Origin of the sequence: Halanaerobium saccharolyticum, assembly GCF_003053565.1 — a bacterium.
In the GTDB taxonomy this organism is placed as follows: domain Bacteria; phylum Bacillota; class Halanaerobiia; order Halanaerobiales; family Halanaerobiaceae; genus Halanaerobium; species Halanaerobium saccharolyticum_B.
This window is the reverse complement of the sequence record NZ_QAXS01000003.1, coordinates 1-13471: the sequence shown is the minus strand read 5'-3', so window position 1 is coordinate 13471 and position 13471 is coordinate 1. Positions and strand designations below refer to the sequence as shown.

Here is a 13471-nt window from a genome sequence, read left to right as displayed (position 1 = left end):
ATAATAAAAATGGTACAAGGTCCAATGTTGTTGGTGATTTTAGTTGCTGCTATCATATTTATTATTTATATGACAGCAAGGGTTAATCTACATGCATTTTTAGTTTTACTGCTTGCTTCATTTGGTGTTGGAATTTTATCGGGAATGCCTTTAATTGAAGTTGTAAACACAGTTACAAGTGGTTTTGGTGGAATATTAAGCTATATCGGAATTGTAATTATTGCAGGAACTATAATTGGTACAATTCTGGAAAAGTCAAAGGGAACACTGACAATGGCCAATACTGTATTGGGTTGGGTTGGAGAAGCAAAATCAGCTCTGGCAATGTCTATCACTGGTGCAATTATTTCGATACCTGTATTTTGTGACAGCGGTTTTGTTATTCTTTCATCCCTAAATAAATCACTGGCTAAAAAGGCTAAAATTTCAATGGCAACTATGGCTGTTGCTCTTTCAACTGGACTCTATGCAACCCACACTCTAGTTCCACCTACTCCAGGTCCAATTGCTGCTGCCGGTAATCTTGGTGCAGATCTGGGTCTGGTAATTATGTTTGGTGTAGTAGTTTCTATTCCAGCAATACTTGCAGGTTACCTTTGGGCAACAAAATTTGCCTCCAGATACTGGGTTGATGCTGATATAGAGATAGATGATGGAGAAAGTGAGGTTAATTTACCTTCTGTTTTTGATTCCTTTGCTCCGATTGTAGTGCCAATACTTTTAATTACCTTAAAATCAATTGCAGAGTTTCCTGCAAATATATTTGGAACAGGTAATATAAAGACTTTCCTAGTCTTTATTGGAGATCCAACGGTTGCTTTACTGCTTGGAGTTTTCATTGCTTTTAGATTGCTTCCATCATTTGATAAAGAATATATCAATGACTGGGTAGGAAAGGGACTTATTAATGCCGCTACTATCATCATGATTACTGGTGCTGGTGGGGCCTTTGGTCAGGTTTTAAAATCAACTCCAATCGGAAGCTATTTAGGAGAAGTTCTTTCAACATATAATCTCGGCATCTTTTTACCATTTATAATTGCAGCTGCTTTAAAAACCTCACAGGGATCATCTACAGTGGCAATTATTACAACTTCAGCTTTATTAGCTCCAATGCTGCCTTCACTTGGGCTTGATGCTTCTGTAGCAAAAGCGCTGGTTGTTATGTCAATTGGTGCTGGGGCGATGACAGTTTCTCACGCGAATGACAGTTACTTCTGGGTTGTAAGTCAGTTTTCTAATATGGATACTGATACAGCCTATAAGGCCTATTCGACTGCAACCTTAGTTCAGGGAGTTGTAACAATCTTATTTGTTGCTCTTCTATCAATGTTTTTTATTTAGAAAGAAAATTAAGTTATAAGGCAGATACTGACTTAGATAATCAGTGTCTGCCTTTCATGTTGATTTATTATTAATAAATTAGTGTTTTAATATACATAAGGATATGAACTGCTCGATATCATAGTATTGGTATCGAGTTTTTTACTTTAACAATAGATAATTTAAACTTTTTGATTTCACTTTTAATTTATAATTATTTTCAATTTATTAAAGGTTTTTGGCTTATTCTCCAGTATTATATAAATAAGATGGTTAATTAAAGACTTAAATTAAATTATGCCAATTAACAAATCAATTAATATTTTACTGAAGAAAGGAGTAATCGGGTTCTTTAAGAATATCTCCAAAATTATCCAAGTACCCGGTACCAAATTTGAATTTAATTAAAAAAATCAAAGAGAATGATTCATATAAAATAATAACTGAATTTTCATTTTTACAGTTTTTCTTCTGGAGCACCTGGGCTATTTATGGTGCTTACTTAGTTTATTACCTTACAGATTTAGGTTACAGTAATATGCGGATTGGAACCCTGATGTCGATTAGAACCTTTATGGGGTTGATTGGACCTCCGATTGTTGGCTATATTTGTGACCGTCTGGAAAGCAGAAAGATTGTATTTTTGACTTCTATGTTTCTAATGGCGGTTTTTGTAACTCCATTAACTTTTTATGGAGATTTGATGCTGGCAATTTCAATAGGGGTGGTTGGCTTTCTCTGGGAGCCGCAGCAGTCTGTACTTGACAGCTGGATTTTAGAAACTTCAGCTCATACTGCTCATAATTATGGTTTTATGCGGGCCTGGGGATCGATTGGTTTTGCAGTAATTGTTACAGTTTTTGGTCAGGTAATTGAAAGATTTGGCTGGCGGGCTCATTTTTTGAGTTATGGAATAATAGCCCTGATTGTAATTGTAATTGCTTTTAGTCTTGAAGATAATAGTTACGATGAACTTCATAAAAATGAGAATGAAGAAAATGATAAAAATATTGACACGAATCATTCGAAAAAATTGGAAAAAGATGCTGAAATCAAAGCTGAGCTTGAAGATAAAAACATAATGAGACTTTTTAAGAATCCGGATTATATCTTTATTTTATTTATAACCCTAATGATTTTCATCCCCAACCAGATGGTTTTTGTTTACCTGGCTCCGATCATTAAATCAGTGGGAGGAAACTCAACTGATTTGGGTTATACACTTTTTTTTAATGCTGTAAGTGAGGCACCAATCTTTTTTGTAGCCAAATATTTTTTAGAAAAATATAAAACTAATTCTCTGCTGCTATTTTCAGCTTTCTTTTATCTCGTGAGGTTTATCATTGCTGCTCTGGCCACATCACCGGTATATTTTCTTTTCTTTGGTATGCTGCAGTCACTTTCGTTTGGCGTTTTTCTGGTAACAGTTCGCTATTATGTCAAGCTTGTAGCTCCGGCAGCTTTAAAAACAACTGCTCAAAGTGTTGCTATGATGTCAGCATTTGGAGCAGCGGGAATTATCGGCAGTCTTTTAGGTGGTTATTTAATCGATAATTTTGGCATTCCGACAATGTTTAAAGTTGGAATATTTTTAGCTTCAGCTGCAGTTTTAATTCTTGCTGTTGTGGTTATTAAAGATAATAAAAGTCTAGAAAATAAAACTTAAAACAGTTATTTTAATTTAATTAACAATAATATAAATTAGATGATTTAAGGTGAAAAAAATAAAAAAGAATCCGGATAATAGAGAAGCGATTTTAAATGATTCAATTCCAAAAACACTTTTTAAACTTTCCTGGCCGATTATGGTAGGTAATACAATGCAGGTTTTATATAATCTGGCTGATACCTTCTGGGTTGGTAGACTTGGAGCCGATTCGGTAGCGGCGATATCTGTTGGTTTTCCCTTAGTATTTTTATTAATTTCAATTGGGGGAGGAATGACCATCGCTGGAACAACTCTGGTGGCCCAGTACACTGGTTCTGATAATAAAGAGATGGCTGACCATGTAGCCGGCCAGATTTTTACTCTTGTCATTTTTCTTTCAATAATCTTTGGAACAACCGGTTTTATCTTTGATCGGACAATTCTGGGCTGGATAGGAGCACCCGAAAATATTATGACAGATGCGGTGGCCTATCTGGATATAATTTTTGCTGGTGTTGCCTTTATGTTTATCTTTTTTGTCTTTACTGCCCTTTTAAGAGGAGTTGGGGATACCAAAACTCCAATGAAAATGATGGTTTTTTCAACCTTATTTAATATTATTTTGGACCCTTTTTTAATATTAGGCTGGGGCTTTTTTCCGCAGCTTGGAGTTAGAGGAGCTGCTATTGCTACAGTATTATCGAGAGCCCTTGCCGGTATTTATGGAGTTTATTTGCTTTTTGAGGGCAAAAAAGGAATAAAACTCAAGGCCAGAAATTTAGTTCCTGACTTTGAGGTTCAAAAGCTGATAATAAAACTGGGAACTCCTTCGGCAGCAGAACAGTCAATTATTGCTCTGGGTATGACCTTTTTAATGGGAATAGTTTCTGAGTTTGGCACTCTGGCAGTGGCTGCTTATGGTATTGGTAACAGAATTTTATCAGTTGTAATGATGCCGATGCGTGGCCTTTCAATGGCGACTACAACGATGGTCGGACAGACTATGGGAGCTGATGATGCTGATCGGGCTGAAAAAATTGCCTGGACTGCAGTTGGTTTGACCTTTGCTCTGATGACTGCCCTGATTTTAATAACTCAAATATTTCCGGCTCAGATTATTTCAGTCTTTAATGACAATCCTGAAGTAATAAGTATCGGAGTTGCGTTTCTAAAAATTGTTGGTCTATCTTTTGGCTTTTTAGGGGTCAGAATAGTAATTGGAGGTTCTTTTAGAGGGGCTGGTAATACGGTTGCTGCTATGGTGCTGGCTGTAGTGGCCCTCTGGGGTTTTAGAGTTCCTTTAGCCAGAATTTTATCTGGATATTTTCAACTGGGAACCAATGGTATCTGGTGGGGAATGTTTATGTCCAACCTTTTAAGTGCAATTATTGGTGGAATCTGGTTTAAAAAAGGGAAATGGAAGGAAGAAAAGGCAATTTAGGTTTTAATAAAAGGAAAAACTGAATATTTGTTGAAATAATATAGTACAGTAATTAAATAGATAAAGCAGGGAGTAGTTATTATGCAGAGAGATTATGAGCTCAATGATAATTTAGAAAATCAAATATTTAAGATTATCTTACTTTTTGGGATAATAATTTCTCTGCTGAATATAGTTATAAATTACCTGATTGGTTTTAGTCTGATTATAAATCTAAAGTGGATTGTAATGGCTGGAATTTCTTTTTTTAGTTTAATGTTTATTAGAAAAGAAGTTTTTAAGGTTTATTATTTAAAACTGGGTTATTATCTTTTTTTAATCTTTATTTTTTTACCTTTTTCCTGGTTTCAATCTGGTGGAAGTAATAATAATAGTCTTTCCTACATATTTTTGATTTTGATTTCAATAACTTTTTTGTTCAAGCGCTTTCAATTAAGAAACAACCTGATTTTTAGCTTAGTAGCTGTATTTATGTTAATGTTCTCTTTAGAATATTTTTACCCTGAGCTTTTGATTTCTCACAGTGAAGAATCTCAATTTTATGATAAACTTGTTCAGACTCCAATTGTGTTATTGGCTTCTTATCTTTTGTTACTGCAGTTTGCCAATGCCTACAACCAGGAAAAAAGCAAGCTTGGTCTTTCAACTAAAAAACTCCGTCTGGCAAACAAAAAATTAAAAAATCTGGCAAATCGTGACCCTCTAACTAAAAAATATAACCGCCGGGCATTTGACCAGGAAATCAGAAATATTTTTAAAGAACAGCAGCATCTGGATAAAGCGATAACCTTAATTTTATTTGATATAGATAATTTTAAAGAAATCAATGATAATTATGGACATGATATTGGAGATCAGGTTTTAATTAAACTTGCAGCAGAGCTGGAGAGAACACTGCCTCAGAATTCTTTGATTTCACGCTGGGGTGGTGATGAGTTTGCAGTGATCTGTTATAAAAATGAAGTTGAAGCTCAAAAAAATCTGGATACTTATTATCAAAATGTCGAAAAGCTCAGCCAGAGAATGGATATTTCAATTACTGTTAGTGCTGGACTGAGCAGACTAAAAAAAGGTGATCAAATTCAGCCTTTATTCAAACGAGTAGATGATATTTTATATAAATCCAAAGAGGATGGTAAAGCAAGATATACAGTTGCCTGATCCGCTTAAATTAATAAAATTAACTAAAAATTTAGAATTTGATTTGAAAAAAATAGGAAATTATTTAAAATTGTTCGAAAATTAGCTTGACAAAGCAAAAAGCATGTACTATACTTATATTACCTTCTGGGACCGCTCCCGGGAATAAACTAAATCCTTTTAGTTGAAAAGTGAGGCAAATAATGAAAAATAAAAATATTGATATCTATAAGATTGCTGATGAGGCAGGTGTTTCTAAGAGTACTGTTTCCAGAGTAATCAATAACAAAGCTGGAGTTAAAGATTCAACTCGCAAAAAGGTTTCAAAAGTAATTAAGGATCTAAATTACAAACCAAACAGTTCAGCCAAAGGGCTGGCCAGTAAAAAAACTCAAACAATTGGTCTCGTAATTTCAGATATAACTGATCCTTTTTTTGCAATGTTTGTTAAGGGAGCTGAAAGAAAGGCTATGGAAGCCAACTACAATATGATGTTGGCCAATAGTCACTGGGTAGTTGAAGAAGAATTAAAGTGTATCCAGATGTTCGAAGAAGGACGAGTTGATGGAATTTTAATGATCAGTGGTGGTAGTGAAAAAAGACTTGATAGTTATTTAAACAACTTAGCAACTCATAATCTCGATATTGTAGTTGTTGATCGAAAAATAGAAAATGAAAAAATACCCAAGTTGAATGCTGATAATGTAGATGCCGGTTACAGGGCTACAAAATATTTAATAGATCTGGGTCATAAAAGAATTGCTCATATTAAGGGTGAAGATGTTGCTTCTTCTGATGCTTCTAGAGATAGAGTCAAAGGCTACCAAAAAGCACTTGCAGAGGCAGGGATTAAAGATGAGATAATTTATCCCGGTTATTTTGCCCGAGAAGAAGCCAATCAGGCTACTAAAAAGCTGATGACTGAACATCCTGAAGTAACAGCTATTTTTTATTCTTCAGATATGATGGCTATTGGAGGTCTTAAAGCTCTAAAGAGTATGGAGCTGAGAGTGCCCCAAGATGTTTCAATTATTGGAATTGATGGTATAGAAATGGCTGCTTTAATGGATCCACCGATAACTACTCTGGCACAGCCTGCTTTTGAGATGGGTTACCTGGGGATGGAGAAATTAATTAAGAAATTAAATGGAGAAGCCAGCAATTCGCATACTGAAGATGTAATTTTTCAGATGGAATTAATTGAAAGAGATTCCACCAGCAAGTTAGATTAATATTGTTTGATATATAATTTTACTATAAGAGTAAAATTATATTTTTTAATAGATTTGGGAGCACTCCCGAAAAGCTTTTAGTAAGTTTTATCAATTAACTGATTAATAATTTTAAGAGAGCTCTTAAGCTAAGCAGATAATCAGTGGTAAAATAAAACTAAATCTCTCCTATTATAGAGGGACCGCTCCCGGTATTTAGAATAATCATAAGTTATATAAGGCTCAAAATGAGCAGCGTTTATATTAAAAGATTCATAAAAACATAATTATTAGGAGGAAGAAAATTGAAGAGAAAAAGTATTTTTAGTTTAGTTGTAATGGCAGCAGTTATTGGTGTTTTATTGTTTAGTGCCTCTGCTTCAGTAATGGCGCAGGACGAAGAGGTAACAATTACAGTTGGTACCTGGGCTGATGAGTCTTTTGAAGCAGCAGTAGAACTATTTAATGACAAATATCCAAACATTAATGTTGAGCTTCAGTTAGCAGCAATTGAAGACCACCATGATAATTTACTGACTAGATTAGCTGCCGGTGGAGAAGTTCCCGATGTAGCTTATTTAGAAGATCAGTATATTTCAACTTTAGCTGCGAGAGGTGGTTTTGTTGATTTAAGTCAGGAGCCATATAATGGAGATCAGTATAAAGACAAGCTAGTGGGTTATCCATTTGCTCAGGCAACTACTCAGGACGGACAATTAGTAGCAATGCCAACTGATGTTGCTCCAGGAACAATTTTTTACAGACATGATCGTTTAGAAGAACTTGGTGTTGATATCGAGGACATCAAGACTTTCGAAGACTGGATTGAAGTTGGAAAGAAATTTACAGAATCCGGTGAAAACAGATGGTTAATCGGTGATGTTGCCAATATCTACACAATGATGGTTAACGGCAGCAGCACAGATAGATTCTTTAATGAAAACGGAGAATTAGTTATTAATTCCCCTCGCTTTTTGAAAGCCTTCAGAACAGCAAAAGAAGTTAGAGATATGGGCTTAGATGCAGAGATTTCTGAGTGGACAAACGAATGGTTTACTGTTTTAAGAGAAGGTCAGGTTTTAATGCAGCCCTCAGGTGCCTGGTTGGGCGGCCACTTAAAAGAGTGGATTGCACCTGAAACAGCAGGTAAGTGGAGAGTTACTTCTTTCCCAGAAGGATATGACGGACCTTGGGGTGGATCTTTTGCTGGTATTCCTAAATCATCTGACAACAAGGAAGCAGCCTGGAAGTTCATCGAATTTATGGCTACTGATAGAGCTGTTCAGTGGAGCAACTTTAGAATAGCTGATATGTTCCCAACTATCGAAGATCTTTATGACCACGAAGCATTTGCAGAAGAAATTGACTTCTATGGTGGACAGAAAGCTAGACTTGTCTGGAAAGAAACAATCCTGAATATTCCTGCTATCAACACCAATCAGCATGATTCATTTGTAATGGATATGATGGGTAATGCTTTAGGAGAAGTATTAGAAGGAAATAAAACTCCAGAAGAAGCACTTAATGAAACTGAAACATTAATCGAAAGAAGAATTAGAAGATAATTATAACTATAATTAAAAAGGGGCTTGCATGCAGGCCCCTTTTTATTAATCAATAATTAAGGAGCATTAAAATGAGACTAAAGAAAAAACACGCACCCTATGTCTTTATTTCACCATTTTTTATATTATTTTTTATTTTTGGAGCCTTTCCTATCTTATTTTCACTTTATTTAAGTTTTTTCCGCTGGGATGGAATGAGTGCCATGCGTTTTGTCGGCATTGAAAATTATCAGTTTGTACTGACAGATCCCTGGTTCTGGCAGTCAATCTTTAATACACTTTCGATTGCAATTATGACAACTATTCCCCAGCATGTATTTGCTATTGGTTTTGCCTTTATTTTACATCGAGGTATGGTTAAGTTTAAAGAATTTTTTAGAACCGCTTATTTTTTACCTTACATTACAGCCCCGGTAGCTGTAGCTATGATTTTTACAACCCTTTTTGGTTCGCCTTTTGGAATTTTGAACGCTACTTTGAATGGACTTTTAAGTCTACCTTTAATCGGAAACTTACTGGAATTATTAAATATATCATCCCCTATTCGCTGGCTTAGTGATCCAAACTTTATTCGCCCTTCGGTGGCAGCACTATTGACCTGGCGCTTTACCGGCTGGAATATTATTATTTATTATGCAGGTTTGCAAAAAATTTCTAATGGCATTTACGAGGCGGCTTCGATCGATGGAGCAAGTACAAGGCAGACTTTCTTCAAGATTACTCTTCCTTTGTTACGCCCAATTATGTTCTTTGCTATGCTGATGTCGATTATCGGAAATATGCAGATCTTTGATGAACCAATAATCTTATTAGGAGCAATGGGAGGTACTAATCGTGCTGGTTTAACAACAGCAATGTATTTATATCAGACAGCTTTTGGCTGGACAGAGTTTGGTACCGGTAGTGCAATTGCCTATGTGCTGTGTGTGTTTATTGTAATTGCTTCGATAATCTTTAATAAATATTTCCGCAGGGAAATTTAGGAGGAAAGAGAATGAAAAAGAAGAATTATGCAGGTCAGAGTTCAGGTAAGTTCATGAAGTTATTTAAAAAAATATTATTATATACAGTGTTACTGTTCGGAGTTTTAGCAACACTATTTCCATTTTTCTATATGATTGTCCTGGCAACTAGAGGTAGATCAGAGATCTTTTCTTATCCACCGCCACTCTGGTTTGGAGACAGTCTGGCTGAAAATTATAATTCATTAATGGCCAGTCTACCATTTTACAAAAACATTTTAAACAGTTTAATCGTTTCCACTTCAGCTACAGTTTTAACTCTGTTTTTCTGTGCACTGGGCGGTTATGGTTTTGCTAAATATGAATTTAAAGGTAAGAACAAGTTGTTCTTTTTAATGTTATCTACAATGATGATTCCGATGCTTTTAGGAGTAATCCCCTGGTATATTATGATGACCGAATTTGGCTGGTTGAACAGTTTTAAGCCGCTGATCATTCCTGGAGCTGCTAATGCATTTGGTATCTTTTTGATGACCCAGTTTATGGAAGATATACCGGATGAATTAATGGAGGCAGCCAGAATCGATGGTGCTGGTGAGTTTGAAATGTTTTATAAAATAGTTTTACCCTTAAGTTTACCTGGTCTGGGAACACTGGCAATCTTAACTTTCCTTGGATCCTGGAATAACTATATGCAGGCTCTACTTGTTTTAGAAAGTGAAGCTAAGTATACAATTCCGGTTGCATTATCAATGCTCAGAGGTAAGGTTGATCAGAACTGGGGAGCTCAGATGGTCGGAACAGCAATGGGAATTGCCCCGATTATTGGAGTCTTTATGCTGGCTTCAAAACAGTTTATTGCTGGAATTACTGAAGGTTCAATCAAAGGTTAATAACTAATTTAAGGAGATAATATTTTTTATAAAGGTAGGTCATAAATATGAAAAAACTTGATAAATGGAAATTTATTGGAGAGAACGGAGAATTTAAAGTTGAAAATGCAGATCAGAGTAAATATCTGTATTTTCCGCTGGCCAATGAAGCGGAAATGATGTCAGCAATTACACCGCGTCTACACGGAGATATTAAGACCGGACAGAACACATTTGCCATGAGACCGGTCTCTTTAGAGGATCTGCACAATACAAAATCAGCCAGAAACTTCTGGCTTAAAGTTAATGGGCAGAATATCTGGTCGGTTTCAGGAAATTCTGCTGCTCAATTTGCAAAACAATTTAGCGGCGAAGAAGAGGATGTTGAGCTTGAGGCAGGATTACTCTGGCATAAAATTACCAGAACAAATGAAAACTTAAATTTAAAAGCTGAAATAACAAACTTTGTCCCAACCAATTCAGATACATTAGAATTAATGCAGGTTAAAGTTAAAAATACAGGTGATGAAGCGCTAAAAATTGAACCGACAGCGGCAGTACCAATTTATGGACGCTCAGCCGATAACTTAAGAGATCACAGACATGTAACTTCACTTTTACACAGAACTAAGACTTTAGAAAATGGAGTTGTTGTTAAACCGACTCTCTCTTTTGATGAGCGGGGACACAAGCAGAACGAGGTAAGTTATGCGGTTCTGGGAGCAGAAGCAGATGGAAAGGCACCAGTTGGCTTTTTTCCTGTGCTTGAAGATTATATTGGTGATGGAGGTAGTTTAGAGTGGCCGGAGGCTGTTGTTTTGAGTTCAGATGACTATCTCAAAGCCGGTGCAGAAATTGATGGTTACGAAACAGTCGGTGCTCTAAAATTTGAAGAGATAACTCTTAAAGCAGGAGCAGAAGCAGCTTATGTTATTGCAATTTCTATAGCAGAAGAGGAAGTTGATTATGACAAACTGGCAGCTAAATACTGCAGTCAGGAGAAATTTGAAAAATATCTGACAGAAAACAAAGAGTTCTGGGAGCAGAAGCTCAGTGTAGTTGATTTTAACTCTGCTGATCGTGAATTTGATCAGTGGATGAAGTGGGTAACTCTACAGCCGATTTTACGTCGGATTTATGGCTGCTCATTTTTACCCAGTCATGACTATGGACGTGGAGGTCGCGGCTGGAGAGATCTCTGGCAGGACTGTCTGGCACTGCTTTTAATGGAGCCGGAACCTGTAAGCGATCTTTTGTACAATAATTTCTCCGGAGTCAGAATTGACGGCAGTAATGCAACTATTATCGGGTCTGAACCGGGTGAATTTAAGGCTGATCGAAATAATATCAAAAGAGTCTGGATGGATCACGGTGCCTGGCCTTTAATCACAACTAAATTATATATTGACCAGAGCGGAGATTTAGACTTTTTACTAAAAGAACAGAGCTATTTTGAAGAAGGCAGTGAACTGAAAGACCAGAATGATGAAATTTATCAGGGGACTGTAATTGAGCACTTTCTGGTTCAGCATCTAACTCATTTCTTTGATGTGGGAGAACATAATAACTTCCTGCTTAAAAATGGTGACTGGAATGACGGTCTGGATATGGCTGAAAATAGAGGAGAAAGTGTAGCTTTTACAGCTCTATATGGCAGCAACTTACTTGAGCTGGCTGAACTTTTAAAAGCTCTAGCAGCAGAGAAAGACCTTGAAAAAATTGAATTAGCAGAAGAACTTAGCATTTTGCTGGATACAATCGAAAGAGATTTTAACTATGGGTCAGTTGATTACAAGAGAAAAGTTCTCAGTGATTACCGACAGACCTGCAGCCAGGGGATTAGTGGACGCAAAATAGAAGTTGATTTAACTGAGCTGATAAGTGATTTAGAAAGCAAAGGTCAGTCAATTTTTGAACATTTAAATCAGAACGAATGGATTGAAACAGAGGCCGGCGACAAATTTTACAACGGCTACTATGATGATGACGGCCAGCGTCTGGAAGGTGACCACCCCAAAGGAATCAGAATGACTCTAACCGGGCAGGTTTTCCCGGTGATGGCAGGTGTAGCTGACGAAGATCAGATCCAGCAGGTTGTTGACTCTGCTGATAAGTATCTTAAGGATTTAAGTGTTGGTGGTTATCGTTTAAATACCGATTTTAAAGAATTAAAGACCAATCTGGGCCGCCTATTTGGTTTTGCTTACGGGCACAAAGAAAATGGAGCCATGTTCAGTCATATGGCAGTAATGTACAGCAACGCCCTCTATAAGCAGGGTTTTGCCGAGGCCGGCCACAAAGTGATAGATTATATCTATCAGCACTGTAAGGATTTTGATACCAGCAGAACCTACCCTGGAATTCCTGAATACATCAATCAGCGGGGACGCGGAATGTATCCTTATCTGACAGGTAGTGCCAGCTGGCTGCTTTTAACTGAGGTAACTCAGATTTTTGGTGTTAGAGGTGAGCTGGGTAATCTAGTGCTTGATCCGAAATTGCTTAAATCTCACTTTGATGCACAGGGTGAGGCAGCAATCAAAACTATCTTTGCTGATAAGCTATTAAATATTACTTATCTCAATTCAAATCAGCTTAAAGTAGATGACTACCAGGTTCAGGAAGTTAAAATTAACGGACAGACAGTAAACTTTGAGAATAAAGCTGGAGCGGCAGTTGTTGAGCGCAGTTTAATTAGTGAGAGTGCGGAAGAAGAATTAAAGCTAGAGGTAGTTTTGAATTAAAAATTAATTCAGCAGGAAAGTGATAATATGAAAGCTAAAGAAGAATTAATTGAAATCAAAAGCTATACAGAAGAAGGATATCAGCCAGTTATTGATTTCAATAGCTGGCGGGTAGCCGTTTTAAATTACTGTGAAGAGCTTTTGGTGGAAAATATAGATAAGATGCAGAAACACAATCAGACAGACGAAGTTTTTGTGCTGCTCAAAGGAGAATGTACTCTCTTTCTGGCCGAAGGGGAGGAAAAAGTTGAGAATATTCAGGCTCAAAAGATGGAGCCATTTAAGCTCTATAATGTCAAAAAATCAGTCTGGCATACCCACACCCTGAGTAAAGAAGCGATGGTTTTAATAGTAGAAAACCAGGATACAGATCTCAGTAATTCTCCCGAAATTGATTTAAACCAGAAACAGCAGCAGCGGCTAGTTGAGCTCAGCGAAAGTCTGTCTTAGTTTTTAAGAAGGGCAAATCGGATACCGTCAAATGAAATATGATAGTTACCATAAAATGTAAGTAAATAGTAATAGAGCATCACTAATTTTAATTATAATAAAAATCTTCAGAATG

At 36.5% G+C, this 13471-nt stretch carries 10 protein-coding genes; all 10 read left to right on the top strand.

Features of this window, described 5'->3' with window-relative positions; genetic code table 11:
• Positions 1-9 precede the first annotated feature (9 nt).
• Positions 10-1344, top strand: coding sequence for a GntP family permease (locus tag C8C76_RS01850; protein WP_108138119.1), 1335 nt, complete (start codon positions 10-12; stop codon positions 1342-1344).
• A 373-nt stretch (positions 1345-1717) separates the two neighbouring features.
• A complete protein-coding gene (locus C8C76_RS01845; protein ID WP_258222402.1) occupies positions 1718-2989 on the top strand; it encodes an MFS transporter in 1272 nt (423 codons plus the stop codon).
• A gap of 49 nt (positions 2990-3038) precedes the next feature.
• Positions 3039-4412: an MATE family efflux transporter gene (locus C8C76_RS01840; protein WP_108138116.1), complete on the top strand. Its 1374-nt coding sequence runs from the start codon at positions 3039-3041 to the stop codon at positions 4410-4412.
• A gap of 81 nt (positions 4413-4493) precedes the next feature.
• Entirely contained in the window at positions 4494-5573 is a 1080-nt protein-coding gene (locus C8C76_RS01835; RefSeq protein WP_108138114.1) for a GGDEF domain-containing protein, read from the top strand.
• Positions 5574-5755: 182 nt separating this feature from the next.
• Positions 5756-6784, top strand: coding sequence for a LacI family DNA-binding transcriptional regulator (locus C8C76_RS01830; protein ID WP_108138112.1), 1029 nt, complete (start codon positions 5756-5758; stop codon positions 6782-6784).
• Between the two features lie 284 nt (positions 6785-7068).
• A complete protein-coding gene (locus tag C8C76_RS01825; protein ID WP_108138110.1) occupies positions 7069-8328 on the top strand; it encodes an ABC transporter substrate-binding protein in 1260 nt (419 codons plus the stop codon).
• 71 nt (positions 8329-8399) lie between these two features.
• A complete protein-coding gene (locus C8C76_RS01820; protein WP_108138108.1) occupies positions 8400-9311 on the top strand; it encodes a carbohydrate ABC transporter permease in 912 nt (303 codons plus the stop codon).
• Between the two features lie 11 nt (positions 9312-9322).
• Positions 9323-10183 (top strand): carbohydrate ABC transporter permease, encoded by an 861-nt coding sequence (locus tag C8C76_RS01815; protein WP_108138106.1) that lies wholly within the window; start codon positions 9323-9325, stop codon positions 10181-10183.
• A gap of 47 nt (positions 10184-10230) precedes the next feature.
• On the top strand, positions 10231-12906 hold the full coding sequence (locus C8C76_RS01810; RefSeq protein ID WP_108138104.1) for a GH36-type glycosyl hydrolase domain-containing protein: 2676 nt from the start codon (positions 10231-10233) through the stop codon (positions 12904-12906).
• Between the two features lie 27 nt (positions 12907-12933).
• Positions 12934-13356, top strand: a complete 423-nt coding sequence (locus C8C76_RS01805; RefSeq protein ID WP_108138102.1) for a WxcM-like domain-containing protein — start codon at positions 12934-12936, stop codon at positions 13354-13356.
• Positions 13357-13471 lie beyond the last annotated feature (115 nt).

Coding starts and splice junctions, on each gene's coding strand:
- C8C76_RS01830 (WP_108138112.1), top strand. CDS start 5,756: ATGAAAAATAAAAATATTGATATCTATAAGATTGCTGATGAGGCAGGT.
- C8C76_RS01805 (WP_108138102.1), top strand. CDS start 12,934: ATGAAAGCTAAAGAAGAATTAATTGAAATCAAAAGCTATACAGAAGAA.
- C8C76_RS01835 (WP_108138114.1), top strand. CDS start 4,494: ATGCAGAGAGATTATGAGCTCAATGATAATTTAGAAAATCAAATATTT.
- C8C76_RS01815 (WP_108138106.1), top strand. CDS start 9,323: ATGAAAAAGAAGAATTATGCAGGTCAGAGTTCAGGTAAGTTCATGAAG.
- C8C76_RS01810 (WP_108138104.1), top strand. CDS start 10,231: ATGAAAAAACTTGATAAATGGAAATTTATTGGAGAGAACGGAGAATTT.
- C8C76_RS01850 (WP_108138119.1), top strand. CDS start 10: ATGGTACAAGGTCCAATGTTGTTGGTGATTTTAGTTGCTGCTATCATA.
- C8C76_RS01820 (WP_108138108.1), top strand. CDS start 8,400: ATGAGACTAAAGAAAAAACACGCACCCTATGTCTTTATTTCACCATTT.